The sequence below is a fragment of the Pseudoalteromonas sp. SG45-1 genome (assembly GCF_014164135.1).
Classification (GTDB): Bacteria; Pseudomonadota; Gammaproteobacteria; order Enterobacterales; family Alteromonadaceae; genus Pseudoalteromonas; species Pseudoalteromonas distincta.
Genome location: NZ_JACJEP010000026.1, coordinates 19,073 through 35,752, shown reverse-complemented (window position 1 = coordinate 35,752; position 16,680 = coordinate 19,073). Strand labels below are relative to the sequence as shown.

Below are 16,680 nucleotides of genomic sequence, written 5' to 3'. Positions count from 1 at the left end.
TCATGAATAATCCAGTAATTGTAGATTGTATCCGCACACCAATGGGTCGCTCTAAAAGTGGTGTATTCAAACATAAACGTGCAGAAGACTTAAGCGCACATTTAATGAAAGGCTTACTAGATCGCAACCCTGCAGTTGATCCAGCATCAATTGACGATATTTATTGGGGTTGTGTACAGCAAACATTAGAGCAAGGCTTTAACATAGCACGTAACGCATCATTGCTTGCCGGTATTCCTCACAGCGTTCCTGCTGTTACGGTTAACCGTTTATGTGGCTCTTCTATGCAAGCATTGCATGACGCAGCACGCGCAATAATGACAGGCGCTGGCGACACTTACCTAATTGGTGGTGTTGAGCACATGGGTCACGTACCTATGACTCACGGCAACGACTTTCACCCAGGCTTAGCAACATCAATTGCACAAGCGTCTGGCTCTATGGGCTTAACAGCAGAATACCTTGCAACGCTTCATGGCATTAGCCGTGAGCAACAAGATGAATTTGCTTACCGTTCACATCAACGTGCACAAGCTGCAACTGTTGAAGGCCGTTTCCGTCGCGAAATTTTAGCAATGGAAGGTCACGATGCAGATGGTTCGCTTATCTTAGTTGAAGACGACGAAGTAATTCGCCCAGAAACAACAGTAGAAGGTCTATCAAAGCTTCGCCCTGTATTTAATCCTGCATCGGGTACGGTAACAGCCGGTACGTCTTCTGCACTTTCTGACGGCGCATCTGCAATGTTAGTAATGAGCGAAGAAAAAGCAAAAGAACTTGGTTTACCAATTCGTGCGCGCATTAAAGCAATGGCAGTCGCTGGTTGCGATCCATCAATTATGGGTTACGGCCCAGTACCAGCAAGTAAAAAAGCACTTGCACAAGCAGGTATTACAATTGATGACCTAGGCGTAGTAGAACTTAACGAAGCCTTTGCAGCACAATCATTACCTGTAATGAAAGATTTAGGGTTAATGGATGTTGTTGACGAAAAAGTGAATTTAAATGGCGGCGCAATCGCACTTGGTCACCCACTGGGTTGTTCGGGTTCGCGTATTAGCACATCGCTTATTCACTTAATGGAAGACAAAAATGTACGATACGGTTTAGCAACTATGTGTATTGGTTTAGGCCAAGGCATTGCAACTGTATTTGAACGTGTTCAAGACTAATTAGCTTAAACATGTAAAACCATCTTGGTGATTAAAAAGGCGAACTGATTTTATTCAGTTCGCCTTTTTTATTAGCTTCATTTATAAGAACGTCCCTTTATCAAGCAAGCATGTAACAGCTTAATTATGTGATCGGGCGTATTATTAAATAGGGTATTTTGAAACCGCTAAAAGCATAAAGTAAAATAGTTAAATTACATATAAAATTGCGTTAAACTGCCAAACTTATTAATTGCTATACCTAAGCACTCGCGTACACAGCAATCACTTTAATTAAACAGGCCAATTTATTATGAGCTTTGATAATCCCGATCACCAATTAGATGCTATAGGCCTTCGCTGCCCAGAGCCAGTAATGATGGTACGTGCTGCTATTCGCAAAATGAATGATGGTGAAACGTTATTAATAACTGCTGATGACCCATCAACCACTCGCGACATTCCGAGCTTTTGTACGTTTATGGATCACACGCTGGTGGCTAAAGATGCAGAGGAAGCACCGTATAGATATGTGGTGAAGAAAGGGCTTTAAACTCACGTAGGTTGGGTTGAGTTTTACGAAACCCAACGTATTTAATAACCACCAAAATAGTTTTGTTCGCCACACATGTTGGGTTTCGCTTCACTCTACCCAAACGACTAAACCCCCTTGGTGTTAATGCTGAATAAATCCTACAACGTCCTTGTCACAAATCCATCAACCCACTAGGGCTATTAAATAGCTAAAAATCACTTCTTCGTTATCGTCACTTGTGGCTTATCGTAGTCACTGTAATCAATACTTACTATGTACGTGCCTTTTATTGCTGGTGTGAAACTAAAGTAGTTATAAATAGTATTACAGTCTGCGATAGCTGGCTGGCCGAGTGTTAGTTTTTGCCCTGCTGGTTGTGCATCGCTGTAACCACAGTTGTAGCCTTCACTAAAATCGGCATCAGCTATTTTAAATTCGTACACTTTACCAGGCGTCGAAAATTTCACTTGCGCTTGATAAAGCGCAGGGCCAACTGGCGCAAACTGATACTGGGGCTCTGCATCCCACAGTGTAAAGTCGCCACGTAAGTAAATTGTGCGGTCAAGCTCTTGCTGTGGCAATACATCGTTAATCGAAATTTGGCTTGTACAGGCAGTAAGTAAACCAGCAATTGCTAAGGTTAAAATTCGTTTCATAGAAATCATCAATGGGTATCCTTTGCATACAGTGAAAACTAAAAAGCCAGCAAAACGCTGGCTTTTAAAATTGCTAATCGGTGTTATTTTTGTAAAACAGAAATATCTGCAATACCTAAAAACAATCCGCTTAACTGGCTTAATAGCGCAAGACGATTTTGCTTAACAGCTTCATCGTCGGCCATAACCATTACGTTGTCAAAAAAGTTATCAACACTTTCACGAATACCCGCCAATTGGCTTAATGCTTCTTGGTAGTTTCCATCTGCGTAAAGTGGTGCAAGGTCAGTGGCAAATTTTGCTACTTGTGATGCCAATACTTTTTCGGCGTCGTCGCTTAATAAGCTCTCATCAACACTACCTTGGCTGGTAATGTCGTTTTTAGCCAGAATGTTACCTACACGCTTATTAGCTGCTGCAAGCGCTTCTGCTGCGTCTAATGTACGGAAGTGGCTTACGGCTTTAACACGGCGGTCAAAATCAACAGGTTTAGTCGGACGACGTGCAAGCACTGCTTGAATTACGTCTACTTCAATACCTTCGTCTTGATACCAAGCACGGAAGCGCCCTAGCATAAACTCAAATACGTCAGTTGATACATTTAAGTTAGTTAACTTGTCGCCAAACAATGTTTGCGATTTAGCTACTAGGTCTAAAATATCAAGTGGTAGTTCTTTTTCTACCATGATGCGCAGTGCACCAATAGCAGCACGACGAAGAGCAAATGGGTCTTTGTCACCTTTAGGTGCTTGGCCTATACCAAAAATACCCACCAGCGTGTCAAACTTATCAGCAATCGCTACTGCGCAGCTAATTAAGTTTGTTGGTAAGTTATCCCCTGCAAAGCGTGGCATGTACTGCTCGTTTTGCGCTACGGCTACATCTTCGGCTTCACCATCGTGGCGAGCGTAATGCATTCCCATTACACCTTGCACGTCGGTAAATTCCATAACCATTTCAGTCATTAGGTCAGTTTTACTTAATAAGCCTGCACGCTGTGCTAGGTCTTTATCAGCACCTAATTGCTCAGCAATATAACCTGCAAGTTCACTAATGCGCTCAGACTTATCTTTAAGCGTACCAAGTTGCTTTTGGAACAATACGCTATCAAGCGACTCTAATCGGCTTTCTAGGGTTTTCTTTTTATCTGTTTCAAAGAAGAACTGTGCATCGGCTAAACGCGGGCGCACTACTTTTTCGTTACCAGAGATAACCACACTTGGATCTTTACTTTCGATGTTAGATACAAACAAAAACTTATTTAAAAGTTTGCCGTTTTGATCTAATAACGGGAAATATTTTTGATCGTCTTTCATGGTGTAAATTAACGCTTCGGCTGGTACATCTAAAAATGCTTCTTCAAATGTTGCCGTTAAAGTAACTGGCCACTCTACAAGTGATGTTACTTCTTCTAGTAAATCTTCATCCATTGCAACAACAGCGTTAACTGCGCTTGCAGCCTCTTCTATTTGTGCTCGAATTTGCGCTTTACGTTGCTCGTAATCAGCAATAACGTAAGCAGATTTAAGTACGTCAAAAACGTCATCTGCATGGTTAATGCTAATTTTTTCTGGGTGATGAAAACGATGACCCTGAAGCTGGTTAGTTATTTGCTTACCAAGAATTTCGCCTTCAAGTAACTCATCACCAAATAAAATAGTTACTGTATGCACAGGGCGAATAAATTGTGTTTTATTCGCGCCCCAACGCATTGGTTTAGGGATTGGTAATTTAGCTAGCGCTTTAGTAATTGCACTTGTCATTAACGCTTTGGTTTCTTGCCCTGCTACTTTAGCAATGTGCAATAACCAAGCGCCTTTATCGGTTTCAAGTGTTTGTGCGTCTTTTACTTCAATACCACAACCACGTGCCCAACCCATTGCTGCTTTTGTTGGGTTACCTTCGCTGTCAAACGCTGCCTTTGTTGCTGGGCCACGCTTTTCAACTTCTTTGTCTTGTTGTTTAGCTTCAAGCGCTTTTACTTGTAAACCCAAACGACGAGGCGATGCATACCAGCTTACGCCTTGGTGTGCTAATTCTAATGTTTCTAGCTCTTGAGTTAAGTTTGCAGCAAAGGCTTCTGCTAATTTACGCAATGCTTTTGGTGGTAACTCTTCAGTGCCAATTTCTACTAATAAATTTTGTGCTGACATTTTACTTATCCTTACACAGCGGGAAACCAAGCGCTTCACGTTTGTCATAGTAACTTTGTGCACACGCTTTTGATAACGCACGAACGCGTAAAATATAACGCTGACGTTCGGTTACCGAAATTGCGTGGCGTGCGTCTAGTAAGTTAAATGCGTGCGATGCTTTCATTACTTGCTCGTATGCAGGTAGTGGTAAGTTAGCTTCAATTAACTTTTGGCTTTCTGCTTCACACTTATCAAACTGTGCAAATAAGTCTTCTACGTTTGCATGTTCAAAATTATAAGTAGATTGCTCTACTTCATTTTGATGGAACACGTCGCCGTATGTTACGCGCCCTAGTGGACCGTCTGCCCATACTAGGTCGTAAATGCTATCTACGCCTTGAATGTACATTGCTAAACGCTCTAGGCCGTAAGTAATTTCGCCTGTTACTGGTGAGCACTCTAAGCCACCCACTTGTTGAAAGTAGGTAAACTGCGTTACTTCCATGCCGTTTAACCAAATTTCCCATCCCAAGCCCCATGCGCCTAGCGTAGGTGATTCCCAGTTATCTTCTACAAAGCGAACTTCGTGAGTAAGGGTATCAATACCCATTGCCGCTAATGAGCCTAAGTAAAGCTCTTGGATGTTATCTGGCGATGGCTTTAAAACTACTTGGAATTGGTAGTAATGTTGTAGGCGATTTGGGTTTTCACCATAGCGGCCATCCGTAGGACGACGACACGGCTGAACGTACGCGCTCGACATTGGCTCTGGACCAATAGACTTTAAAAATGTTTGCGGGTGAAATGTCCCGGCGCCCACTTCCATATCAAGTGGTTGAATAATGACACAGCCTTGCTGCGCCCAATAATCCTGTAAAGCCAGGATCAAACCTTGAAAGGTTTTTACGTCATATTTTTGCATATTTGGCTTTTTACTATCTAAGAAGTAGCGTGAAAATTACCCTTAGTATACCGTGTGTACACTCAGGTTTTAAGCAGTTTGTGTAATTGAAAAAATAAAAAAGGAGCCATTAGGCTCCTTTTTCGGTGTAAGTAATATTTTTACACGTCTAGATTAACTACGCGTAGAGCGTTAGTTTCGATAAACTCTCTACGAGGCTCTACTTGATCACCCATTAAGGTGGCAAATAATTGATCCGCGCCAACAGCATCTTCAATCGTTACTTGTAACATACGACGAGCACTAGGATCCATTGTTGTTTCCCAAAGCTGGCTTGGGTTCATTTCACCCAGTCCTTTATAGCGTTGAATGTAGATCCCGCGCTTAGATTCTGTGATCAACCATTCCAAAGCATCCACAAAGTTATCAACAGGTTTTGTTTTCTCACCACGTTGAATATAAGCACCTTCTTTTAGGATGTTTGCAATGTTAGTACCAGTCACAGCAATGCGTTGGTAGTCACGTGATGCAATAAAGTCATAATGAAGTACATGTGCTTTATCAACACCGTGCTGACGAATATTCACAACCGGGTAATACATATTACGCTCAGCGTCAAACTCTGTACCCGCATGGAAAATAGTTGCATCTTCATCACGTGCAATCAGGTCATCAACTAACTCTTTTGTCCAAGCAATTACTTTAGCTTCGTCAGAAAGGTCATCAGTTTTCAACTCTGTTTGGTAGATTAAGCGCTCCATTACCGTGTTAGGGTATTTACGCTTTAAACGCTCAATAACTTTAACTGTATTTTGGTAATCGTGAACGACTTTCTCTAGCGCTTCACCTTCTAGCGCAGGAGCATCTGCACTTGGATATAAAGCAGCATTATTAAGCGCAAGCGACGTTAAGTATTCTACTAATGCAGGATCATCTTTAATATAACGCTCTTGCTTACCCTTTTTCACTTTATAAAGTGGTGGTTGAGCAATATAAATATAACCGCGTTCTACAATTTCAGGCATTTGACGATAGAAGAATGTTAGTAGTAACGTACGAATGTGAGAACCATCCACGTCCGCATCGGTCATGATGATGATACGGTGATAACGTAATTTCTCAGGGTTATATTCGTCACGACCAATACCACACCCTAATGCAGTAATTAGTGTTGCTACTTCTTGCGAAGATAACATTTTATCAAAACGTGCTTTTTCTACGTTTAATATTTTCCCTTTAAGCGGAAGAATAGCTTGGTTTTTACGGTTACGTCCCTGCTTGGCTGATCCGCCAGCAGAGTCCCCTTCCACTATATATAGTTCAGATTGGGCTGGGTCTTTTTCTTGGCAATCAGCTAGCTTACCTGGTAAGCCTGCTAAGTCCATTGCACCTTTACGTCGTGTCATTTCACGGGCTTTACGCGCCGCTTCACGAGCACGTGAGGCATCAATAATCTTACCTACAACAATTTTGGCATCAGTTGGGTTTTCTAGTAAAAACTCAGTGAATTTTTCAGCCATTGCTTGTTCAACCGCAGATTTAACTTCACTTGATACTAGCTTGTCTTTAGTTTGTGATGAGAACTTAGGATCAGGAACTTTAACACTAACAACAGCCGTTAAGCCTTCACGGGCATCATCACCGGTAGCATTGCTGGTTGTTTTAGCTTTTTTGTTAAAGCCTTCTTTTTCCATGTAGTTATTAAGTGTACGTGTTAGCGCTGATCTAAAACCGGCTAAGTGAGTACCACCATCACGTTGTGGAATATTATTTGTGAAACAGTAAATGTTTTCTTGGTATGCATCATTCCACTGCATTGATACTTCAACACTAATACCATCTTCTTCACGTTCGTGAGTAAAATGGAACACACCTTTATGTATAGGTGTTTTATTACGGTTTAAGTATTCTACGAAAGCTTGAATACCGCCTTCATATTTAAAGTGGTCAGATTTATTTTCTTCACGCTCATCATTTAAGATGATGCTCACACCTGAGTTTAGGAATGAAAGTTCGCGTAAACGCTTAGCTAAAATGTCGTAATGAAAATCTAAATTTGTGAATGTTTCAGCGCTTGGCCAAAAACGTAATTCTGTACCAGTTGTTTCTGAGTCACCAATTACTGCTAAAGGTGCATCTGGAACACCCATAGTATAAAACTGCTCATGAAGCTTTCCTTCACGACGAACAGTCAGTTTTAGTTTTTCTGAAAGTGCATTTACAACAGAAACACCAACACCGTGTAAGCCACCTGATACTTTATAAGAGTTATCATCAAACTTACCACCGGCATGAAGTACCGTCATAATAACTTCGGCTGCAGATACGCCTTCTTCTTCATGGATAGAAGTTGGGATACCACGACCGTTATCTCGAACTGAGACAGAACCGTCTAAGTGAATCGTTACATAAATATCATCACAATGACCTGCTAAGGCTTCATCGATCGAGTTATCAACGACCTCAAACACCATGTGGTGTAAGCCTGTGCCATCATCGGTGTCCCCAATATACATTCCAGGACGCTTTCTTACTGCGTCTAATCCTTTAAGTACTTTAATACTCGACGAGTCATAATTCTCAGACATGGTTAATCCCACTTATCTTGTTATTAGGTTGCCATGTTTCACGTGGAACATTTGTAGTTCTCGTTGCATGGGTTCCACCACAGCAGAAATACTTTCAGATAAAATTGAAGAGATAAAAATTTGAGAACTACAGTGAGCAAGTAATTGTCCCACTTTCTCTTTTGTATCTTCGCCTAATTCTGAAGGTAGATCATCTATTAGCAATATAGATTGCTTATCTGTCTCTGACTCAATTAAGCTATTTTGCGTAACTTTCAACGCATACAATAATAGCTTCAATTGACCGCGTGAGAATGTATTCTCCACACTGTTGCCAGCGACACTAAAACTAAAATCGGCCTTATGAGGGCCTTTACTTGTAAACCCTTGGCGAGCATCTCGCTCAAAGTTTTGCTCTAACGCATCTGCAAGAGATTCAGTCTCTTTCCAGCCTGCGCTAAAGGTCATTTCTAAATCACGTACAAGCGTCAATTCTGCACACATTTTATCAAAAAATTGCTGCTTAAACCTACTTATATACGCCAATCTTAATTTATTTATTTCTTCAGCCAGTCTAACAAATTCTTTGTCCCAAAACTTAATTTGGTCAAAATAATTCTTGGGCTTAGTTTTTAATAATGCATTACGTTGTTTAAGTACTTTATTAAATGATTGCCACAAAAAAAAGAACTCATGTTCCACGTGGAACAAACCTAAATCTAAAAACTTTCTGCGCTCTTTAGGTCCACCAAAAAACAAAGAATAACTCTCTGGTGTAATAACTTGTACAGGCATAAGTTGAGCGAGTTCTGATATCTTACGGCTCGCCTTACCTTGAATTTTTAAATTGGTCTCACCCGTTTGCGTTTTACTAATACCAATTGGAATTGATAAATCGTGTATTGTTTTACGACCGTGAATTACAAATTGCTCTTGCTGGTGCGTAATAATACTTTTGTGTTTTGGAGTACGAAAAGATTTGCCATGAGAAAGGTAATATATAGCCTCTAAAAGGCTGGTTTTTCCGCTGCCATTTTCACCATAAATTATATTAACGCCGTTGACTGGTTCTAGCGTCAGCGCCTCAATATTACGAAAATATTTGAGGCTCAAATGACTTAAGCTCATTATGTATTTATAGTCTTATAAACGCATAGGCATAACAACGTACATTGCTTCTTCATCGCCTGCACCTTCAATTAATGCACTGCTGTTTGAGTCGGCTAATGTAAATAGTACGTCTTCTGTTTTTAATGTGTTTAGTACATCTAATACGTAAGACACGTTGAATCCTATTTCTAGGTCCGCGCCTTCGTAACTTACTTCAACAACTTCTTCAGCTTGTTCTTGCTCTGGGTTATTGGCAGTAATTTTTAATAAACCGTTTGATAGGTTTAAGCGTACACCACGAAATTTTTCATTCGATAAAATAGACACTCGTTGAAACGCATTTCGTAACCATTCTCGGTTAGCTGTAATTACTTTGTCGCCACCACGTGGTAATACACGACGGTAATCAGGAAAGCGTCCATCAACTAGCTTACTTGTAAATGTAAACTCAATATCAATAATACGGATATGGTTAGCACCAAACTGAATTGTTACCAATTCGTCGTCAGCTACCATAAGGCGCATAATTTCTTGCACACCTTTGCGAGGTATAATTAATTGACGTTGAGTGTTAAGCGATTGCGTTAATTGCTTTTGTGCAATAGCTAAACGGTGACCATCTGTTGCTACTGTTTTTATGTCTGTATTATCTACTTCAAACGACATACCGTTTAAGTAATAACGTACGTCTTGATTCGCCATCGAAAAATGCGTGCTTTCAAGTAACTTACGAAGCTCTAAACGAGTTAGTTGAAATTCAACCTCACCATCCCACTGCTCTAAATTAGGAAAATCATCAGCTGATAAAGTCGTTAATGAAAAACGGCTTTTACCACTGGTTAAAAGTAATTGGTGCTCTTGCAAGCTTAAAGTAATGTCTGAACCGTCTGGTAGACTTTTACAAATATCGAGTAACTTTTTAGCGGGTAACGTTAGTTTTGTATCGGCAATATCATCACCTACAAATACGCCAGAAACTAATTCAATTTCAAGGTCAGTACCCGTCATTGAAAGTTGTCCGTTTTCTACCACTAACAAAACGTTAGATAAGATTGGTAGCGTGTGTTTGCGCTCTATTGCACCCGACACTTGCACCAATGGCTTTAAAAATTGTTGTCTTGATATTGTTATTTGCATAATAAAGTCAGCCCTAAGATGACAATGTTCTTATTAAGTTTTGGTAATCTTCTTTAATTTCGTGGCTTTCGTCACGTAGTGATTTTATCTTACGACATGCGTGTAATACGGTCGTATGATCGCGTCCACCAAATGCGTCACCAATCTCAGGTAAGCTGTGATTAGTTAATTCTTTAGATAATGCCATGGCAACTTGGCGTGGCCTTGCTATAGAGCGGCTGCGGCGCTTAGACAATAGATCTGACACTCGAATTCGGTAGTACTCAGCAACGGTGCGCTGAATATTATCTATCGTAACCAGCTTATCTTGCAAGGCAAGTAAATCGCGTAGTGCTTCTTTTACAAAATCAATCGAAATTGGACGACCTGTAAAATTAGCATTAGCAATTACACGGTTAAGTGCGCCTTCTAGTTCACGTACATTTGAACGTAATTTTTTGGCAATAAAAAAGGCAACTTCATGTGGTAAGTTAATCTTACTTTGCTGTGCTTTTTTCATCAAAATAGCAACGCGAGTTTCAAGCTCTGGTGGCTCAATCGCGATTGTTAATCCCCAACCAAAACGTGATTTAAGACGGTCTTCGACCCCTTCAATCTCTTTTGGATAACGGTCAGAGGTTAAAATAATTTGTTGGTTGCCTTCAAGCAATGCATTAAAGGTATGAAAAAACTCTTCTTGTGAACGCTCTTTATTAGCAAAAAATTGAATATCATCAATCATTAATGCGTCAACACTGCGGTAATAACGCTTAAATTCTTCTATCGCATTATTTTGCAGTGCCTTTACCATATCTTGAACAAAGCGTTCTGAATGCATGTAAACAATTTTAGCATCTGGCTTGTTTGCCATAATGCCGTTACCTACAGCATGTAATAAGTGAGTTTTACCTAAACCAGTACCACCATAAATAAATACAGGGTTAAAAGCAGAGCCAGGATTATCGGCAACTTGAGTGGCCGCTGCTTTTGCTAATTGGTTTGACTTACCCTCAACAAAGCTGTCAAAGGTATAGTTTTCTTTAATGTTAGATTTGTAACCTGACTTAGGTGCAGGTTCAACAACAGGCTTTTGCTCACGAGGCTGTTGTTTTGTAGAAGCTTGTGGTGCTGATTGCGTTTCAATAACCGGTGCAGCTTGTGCATTTAATAAAGGCTTACTACCTACATCAAAACGTAGCTTTGGTGCTTCAACACCACAAATTTCTACTAATAATTCGTTAATTCTATTTAGGTACTTTTCTCTTACCCAATCAAGCACAAAGCGATTAGGTGCATAAATCGTCAAGGTATCTTCGGTACTTTCTGCTTGTAGTGGTCTTACCCACATACTGAATTGCTGCGAAGGCAGCTCATCTTGCAATACATATAAACAACTTTGCCAAACCGACAGATACACAGTTAAACTCCCAGAGATATAATTTTTATTCCCGCACATCATTAATGATTATAAATCATACATTTATTGCGTTCAAATGGTCCAATAAGCGACCCAAGACCGCGTATTATGAAGGCACTTTATCCACAAGTAAAAGATTGATTTTTATAAAATTGTTGATATCGATGTATAAAATCATTAACAACCTGATTTAAAACAGTTTTTATTTTAGATCCGAAGAGGAGATCATAACAAAATAACACCAAGATCGCGAACCAAATTTACGATCCAATTTTCTTTTCCCCCGCTTTTATTCACTTTTTATACAGGGGCTGTGGAAAACTTCTTATTTATGATGATCCTATCAGATCGCTCTACATGATCTCTTTATGAACCATAAGTAGGCTCTATACTGCGAACGTAATTATGATTGACTTTACGTTACTTACTCTATAATATCTCGCGCTCGCAATGGCACCTATGCCAGGATCGCGACCTGTATAGGATGTTTTAACTTTAACCGATCGGATGAGATTGTTATGAAAAGAACTTTTCAACCTAGCGTTTTAAAACGCAAACGTGCACACGGCTTCCGTGCTCGCATGGCAACTGTAAATGGCCGTAAAGTATTAGCACGTCGCCGCGCTAAAGGCCGCAAAGTTCTTTCTGCTTAATTTATAAGTGGAAGACTTTAGCTTTGGCAGGGAGTTACGTCTGTTAACTCCCTCGCATTACTCTCGCATATTTAATGAACCCGCTCGGGCTGCAACTCCTTTCTTTACTCTATTAGCTAAACCAAATGACCAAGAAAAACCTCGGTTAGGTCTTACTGTTGCTAAAAAACGCGTAAAAAAGGCATGCCAACGAAACCGTATTAAACGTCTCGCTCGCGAAAGTTTTCGTTTAAATCAACACAGCATCGATAATATTGATATTGTGCTTATGGTGAAAAGTGGTATTGATGAACAGTCTAATGAAGAATTAACCAAACAACTTACTAAATTATGGCGAAAAATTAACGAACGCTGTAAACCAGGTGCACCTAAACCGCCACCTTTTAAGAAACGCCCAAACAAATCAGCTAAATCTAATAAACAAACCTAATTGCAATAGAATTGCAGGGTTAATTAATGTATCTTTAGCTCACCTTTTAATCATGCATTTAAAATTTCTAATTGAGTCTTTAAATACATGATATCTATCTCACTAAACTTAAGTAGGGGCATAAACATCATGAGGTTAATTAAACCACTTGTTGCTTTTCCTAAGATTTGTTTAGTGTTATTTATCCGCGGTTATCAAAAGTGGATTAGCCCGCTGTTAGGTCCGCATTGTCGTTTTAATCCAAGCTGCTCACATTATGCAATTCAAGCAATTAATTTGCATGGATTTATAAAAGGTAGTTGGTTAGCTTTAAAACGCATATTAAAATGCCATCCTTTACATTCAGGTGGAGACGATCCCGTACCTGAAAAATTAACCCATATTAACCACCAACACGAGAAATAAGAGCTGTTATGGAATCGCAACGCACGTTTTTATTAATTGGCCTAATGCTAGTGTCGTTTTTATTGTTCCAAGAATGGGATAATGATTACAACAAGCCTAAAGCCGATCCAAGTGCCACAACACAAACACTACAAGCAAATTCACCTGAGTCGGATGATTATATTCCTTCATCGTCAGATTCTGGTTTACCCGCTTCAGCAACTTTAGCTAAACGTTCAGTTATTGAAATCACAACTGACGTTTTTAAAGTTAAAATTGACACCAAAGGCGGTGACATTGTTGAAACAGACCTTCTTCAATACGAAGAAACTAAAGGAAGTGAAACACCTTATATGCTTCTTGGTCAGCTTGATAGTGGCAAACAATACTTTTCACAAAGTGGCTTAATTGGCTTAAATGGCCCTGACGCATCAGCTAACGGTCGCCCTACTTATAGTACCGAACAAAAATCATATACCTTAACGGGTGATGAGCTTCGCGTTCCACTTCAGTTTACTGATAGTAATGGTGTTAGTTTTACTAAAACATACGTATTCAAAAAAGGTCAGTATGACGTAGGCTTAGAATACAAAATCAACAACACTACCAGCGCACCTCTTCAAGTACAGCTATACACGCAAATTAAGCGTACCGTACAAGAAAAAGGTAGCATGGTTGATCAAAACTATTTAGGTGCTGCATACGGTACTGACGAAGAACCATACGAAAAGTATAGTTTTTCAGATATGGCTGATAAAAACCTAAACAAAAACACGCAAGGTGGTTATGTTGCATTTATACAACATTACTTTGTAAGTGCTTGGGTTCCAATGCAGGATCAAACAAATACAATTTATAGCTTAATTACAAAAAGTAATGCCGCTATTATTGGTGCTAAAGATCCCGCTGTAAATATTCAAGCTGGTAGTGAGCAAACACTAACTGCTACTTATTATATGGGCCCGAAAGAGTCAGATATTCTTGAAGCAATTCACCCAGACTTAGACTTAACTGTAGATTACGGTTGGTTATGGTTTATTTCGCAACCTTTATTTGTATTGCTAAAATGGCTACATAGCATTTTAGGTAACTGGGGTGTAGCAATTATTGCCATCACTATTATCGTTAAATCGTTAATGTACCCACTTACTAAAGCGCAATACACTTCAATGGCAAAAATGCGTGCCCTACAGCCTAAAATGGCAGCTCTTAAAGAAAAGTTTGGTGACGACCGTCAAAAGTTCGGCCAAGCAACTATGGAAATGTACAAAAAAGAAAAAGTTAACCCAATGGGTGGCTGTTTCCCTATTTTGCTACAAATGCCAATTTTCTTAGCCTTGTTCTACGTATTCTTAGAGTCAACTGAACTTCGCCATGCTGAATTTATTTTTTGGTTAACAGACCTTTCTGCACAAGACCCGTACTACGTATTACCAATCTTATTTGGTGCGAGTATGTTTGTGACGCAAAAACTACAGCCTATGACGGTAACTGATCCAATGCAGCAAAAAATGATGACCTTTATGCCGGTTATCTTCTCTGTATTCTTCTTATGGTTCCCATCGGGTTTAGTTCTTTACTGGTTAGTGTCTAACCTTATTTCTATTGTCCAGATGTTAATCATCTACCGTGGCATGGAAAAGAAAGGAATTAAAGTAAGAGGCTAACTAAGCTCCTACTTATATAAAGGCGACTTCGGTCGCCTTTTTTATTGCCTGTTTTTCACCAGAGTATTCGCGAGTGTTTATTTCATAGGTTACAATACCGCCATAAAGTTACTTATCGTTGGCAAATTAATAGCATGATCAATCAAGATACAATTGCAGCACAAGCAACTGCCCCAGGACGTGGTGGTGTTGGTATTATTCGCGTTTCAGGCAGCCTTGCTAAAAGTGTCGCCGAAAAAGTAGTAGGTAAAATTCCTAAAGTTCGCTACGCCGATTACGTGCCATTTAAAAGCCTAGCTGGCGAGCAACTTGATCAAGGTATTGCCATTTACTTTGCAGGTCCTAACTCATTTACAGGCGAAGACGTACTTGAACTACAAGGCCACGGCGGTCCTGTAGTGTTGGATATGTTACTTAAAGAAATTAGTAAACTAGAGGGCGTTCGTTTAGCAAAGCCTGGTGAGTTTTCTGAACGCGCATTTATGAATGACAAGCTTGATTTAACACAAGCAGAGGCCATCGCCGACTTAATTAATGCTACGAGCGAACAAGCTGCCAAAAGCGCCCTACAGTCTCTCCAAGGTGAATTTTCTAAACACATAGAAACGCTTGTAGAAAAAGTAATTCACTTACGTATGTATGTAGAAGCGGCAATAGATTTTCCAGATGAAGAAATTGATTTTTTATCAGACGGTAAGGTATCAGGCGACTTAGACGCTATTATTACTCAGCTTAACACTGTAACCAACCAAGCCAAGCAAGGCAGCATCATGCGCGAAGGTATGCGTGTTGTTATTGCTGGTCGCCCAAATGCCGGTAAATCAAGCCTACTAAACGCCCTAGCCGGTCGTGAAGCTGCAATCGTAACAGAAATAGCCGGTACCACTCGCGACGTACTACGAGAGCATATACATATAGATGGTATGCCACTGCATATTATAGATACCGCAGGCCTACGAGAGAGCCCTGACCGCGTAGAACAAATAGGTATTGAACGGGCGTGGGATGAAATAAACCAAGCCGATCGCGTTTTATTTATGCTTGATGGCACTGACACTATAGATACTGACCCGCATAAAATTTGGCCTGAATTTATGGCCAAATTACCAGAAGGTATGGGGGTTACGGTCATCAGAAATAAAGCTGATTTATCGGGTGATATAGTCGGAATGGAGCAAGAGCAACAATACCCGGTCATCAGCTTAAGTGCTAAAAATGCTGACGGTATTGAACTTGTTCGCGAGCATTTAAAAGCCTGTATAGGCTTTCAAGGCGCAACAGAGGGTGGCTTTATGGCGCGCCGTCGTCATTTGGATGCACTAGAGAGTGCTGCGTATCATTTAGAAACAGGTAAAACACAATTAGAAATGCACATTGCTGGTGAAATATTAGCTGAAGAACTACGTTTAACACAGCAGTATTTAAACGAAATAACCGGTGAATTTACCTCAGACGACTTACTTGGCAAGATATTTAGCTCATTTTGTATTGGTAAATAAGCACCTTATTACAGATATATGTTTATTATAAGAGCACTTAGGTGCTCTTTTTTATGTAAAATATTCACTATAAAATATGTATTTATACCGTCAATCCCAGCCAGTTCTGCCAATAAAATCATACCCAAAGCGATAATTATTACCAGCCAGATCATGTAGATTAGACAGTGAAAAGAGCCTTTAAGTAAGATATTAATAGCGCAAGTAACACCCATTTTAAGGTCAAAACCGATACATATTTCAAACAAAAATACGTTTTAAAATCGTTATCCTCCACACAAAAGTTAGTTATAAATAGCTTTTTTATAATTATCTAGCTCATAAAGACTAATGTTATTTGCTCAATTTAAGAGCTAAAACGTGACGATAAACACTCTAAATAATCAACTTTATACAACATATGGACAGACGATCACTGCGGCTTTTTAATAAAAATGACTCGAGATTTGAGTGCATCAA

General features: G+C 39.8%; 14 protein-coding genes. 7 read left to right on the top strand and 7 right to left on the bottom strand.

Annotated elements, in window-relative coordinates:
- Positions 1-2 precede the first annotated feature (2 nt).
- Positions 3-1,172 carry an acetyl-CoA C-acyltransferase FadA gene (gene fadA, locus H5117_RS17220; protein ID WP_182738748.1) on the top strand — a complete coding sequence of 390 codons (1,170 nt, stop codon included), beginning with the start codon at positions 3-5 and terminating at the stop codon, positions 1,170-1,172.
- 292 nt (positions 1,173-1,464) lie between these two features.
- The gene (tusA, locus tag H5117_RS17215; RefSeq protein WP_004335190.1) at positions 1,465-1,704 is read left to right on the top strand and encodes a sulfurtransferase TusA; all 240 of its coding nucleotides are present in this window, start codon (positions 1,465-1,467) and stop codon (positions 1,702-1,704) included.
- A 197-nt stretch (positions 1,705-1,901) separates the two neighbouring features.
- Here tusA and H5117_RS17210 read toward each other — a convergent pair whose 3' ends face one another.
- The 7 genes from H5117_RS17210 to dnaA form a co-directional block, all read right to left on the bottom strand.
- Positions 1,902-2,351 carry a hypothetical protein gene (locus tag H5117_RS17210; protein WP_004335197.1) on the bottom strand — a complete coding sequence of 150 codons (450 nt, stop codon included), beginning with the start codon at positions 2,349-2,351 and terminating at the stop codon, positions 1,902-1,904.
- Between the two features lie 74 nt (positions 2,352-2,425).
- Positions 2,426-4,495: a glycine--tRNA ligase subunit beta gene (gene glyS / locus H5117_RS17205; RefSeq protein WP_182738747.1), complete on the bottom strand. Its 2,070-nt coding sequence runs from the start codon at positions 4,493-4,495 to the stop codon at positions 2,426-2,428.
- A gap of 1 nt (position 4,496) precedes the next feature.
- Positions 4,497-5,399 carry a glycine--tRNA ligase subunit alpha gene (gene glyQ, locus H5117_RS17200; RefSeq protein WP_004335201.1) on the bottom strand — a complete coding sequence of 301 codons (903 nt, stop codon included), beginning with the start codon at positions 5,397-5,399 and terminating at the stop codon, positions 4,497-4,499.
- A 140-nt stretch (positions 5,400-5,539) separates the two neighbouring features.
- Entirely contained in the window at positions 5,540-7,966 is a 2,427-nt protein-coding gene (gene gyrB / locus H5117_RS17195) for a DNA topoisomerase (ATP-hydrolyzing) subunit B (protein ID WP_182738746.1), read from the bottom strand.
- A gap of 12 nt (positions 7,967-7,978) precedes the next feature.
- Positions 7,979-9,073 (bottom strand): DNA replication/repair protein RecF, encoded by a 1,095-nt coding sequence (gene recF, locus H5117_RS17190; RefSeq protein ID WP_182725190.1) that lies wholly within the window; start codon positions 9,071-9,073, stop codon positions 7,979-7,981.
- A gap of 15 nt (positions 9,074-9,088) precedes the next feature.
- Positions 9,089-10,192 carry a DNA polymerase III subunit beta gene (gene dnaN, locus H5117_RS17185; protein ID WP_004335206.1) on the bottom strand — a complete coding sequence of 368 codons (1,104 nt, stop codon included), beginning with the start codon at positions 10,190-10,192 and terminating at the stop codon, positions 9,089-9,091.
- Between the two features lie 13 nt (positions 10,193-10,205).
- Positions 10,206-11,588 (bottom strand): chromosomal replication initiator protein DnaA, encoded by a 1,383-nt coding sequence (gene dnaA / locus H5117_RS17180; protein WP_004335207.1) that lies wholly within the window; start codon positions 11,586-11,588, stop codon positions 10,206-10,208.
- A 518-nt stretch (positions 11,589-12,106) separates the two neighbouring features.
- Between dnaA and rpmH the strand changes: the two genes are divergently transcribed.
- From rpmH to mnmE, 5 genes are all read left to right on the top strand, one after another.
- Positions 12,107-12,241, top strand: a complete 135-nt coding sequence (rpmH, locus tag H5117_RS17175; protein WP_004335215.1) for a 50S ribosomal protein L34 — start codon at positions 12,107-12,109, stop codon at positions 12,239-12,241.
- Positions 12,242-12,248: 7 nt separating this feature from the next.
- Entirely contained in the window at positions 12,249-12,671 is a 423-nt protein-coding gene (gene rnpA / locus H5117_RS17170) for a ribonuclease P protein component (RefSeq protein WP_004335217.1), read from the top strand.
- 129 nt (positions 12,672-12,800) lie between these two features.
- A complete protein-coding gene (gene yidD, locus H5117_RS17165) occupies positions 12,801-13,076 on the top strand; it encodes a membrane protein insertion efficiency factor YidD (protein WP_004335219.1) in 276 nt (91 codons plus the stop codon).
- Between the two features lie 8 nt (positions 13,077-13,084).
- A complete protein-coding gene (gene yidC / locus H5117_RS17160; RefSeq protein WP_024597181.1) occupies positions 13,085-14,722 on the top strand; it encodes a membrane protein insertase YidC in 1,638 nt (545 codons plus the stop codon).
- A gap of 134 nt (positions 14,723-14,856) precedes the next feature.
- Positions 14,857-16,221, top strand: coding sequence for a tRNA uridine-5-carboxymethylaminomethyl(34) synthesis GTPase MnmE (gene mnmE / locus H5117_RS17155; protein WP_182738745.1), 1,365 nt, complete (start codon positions 14,857-14,859; stop codon positions 16,219-16,221).
- Positions 16,222-16,680 lie beyond the last annotated feature (459 nt).

What these genes read in the sequence shown, in the direction of transcription:
- gyrB (WP_182738746.1), bottom strand. Translation starts at nt 7,966, where the DNA reads ATGTCTGAGAATTATGACTCGTCGAGTATTAAAGTACTTAAAGGATTA.
- dnaN (WP_004335206.1), bottom strand. Translation starts at nt 10,192, where the DNA reads ATGCAAATAACAATATCAAGACAACAATTTTTAAAGCCATTGGTGCAA.
- H5117_RS17210 (WP_004335197.1), bottom strand. Translation starts at nt 2,351, where the DNA reads ATGATTTCTATGAAACGAATTTTAACCTTAGCAATTGCTGGTTTACTT.
- tusA (WP_004335190.1), top strand. Translation starts at nt 1,465, where the DNA reads ATGAGCTTTGATAATCCCGATCACCAATTAGATGCTATAGGCCTTCGC.
- mnmE (WP_182738745.1), top strand. Translation starts at nt 14,857, where the DNA reads ATGATCAATCAAGATACAATTGCAGCACAAGCAACTGCCCCAGGACGT.
- fadA (WP_182738748.1), top strand. Translation starts at nt 3, where the DNA reads ATGAATAATCCAGTAATTGTAGATTGTATCCGCACACCAATGGGTCGC.
- yidC (WP_024597181.1), top strand. Translation starts at nt 13,085, where the DNA reads ATGGAATCGCAACGCACGTTTTTATTAATTGGCCTAATGCTAGTGTCG.
- glyQ (WP_004335201.1), bottom strand. Translation starts at nt 5,399, where the DNA reads ATGCAAAAATATGACGTAAAAACCTTTCAAGGTTTGATCCTGGCTTTA.
- glyS (WP_182738747.1), bottom strand. Translation starts at nt 4,495, where the DNA reads ATGTCAGCACAAAATTTATTAGTAGAAATTGGCACTGAAGAGTTACCA.
- recF (WP_182725190.1), bottom strand. Translation starts at nt 9,073, where the DNA reads ATGAGCTTAAGTCATTTGAGCCTCAAATATTTTCGTAATATTGAGGCG.
- yidD (WP_004335219.1), top strand. Translation starts at nt 12,801, where the DNA reads ATGAGGTTAATTAAACCACTTGTTGCTTTTCCTAAGATTTGTTTAGTG.
- rpmH (WP_004335215.1), top strand. Translation starts at nt 12,107, where the DNA reads ATGAAAAGAACTTTTCAACCTAGCGTTTTAAAACGCAAACGTGCACAC.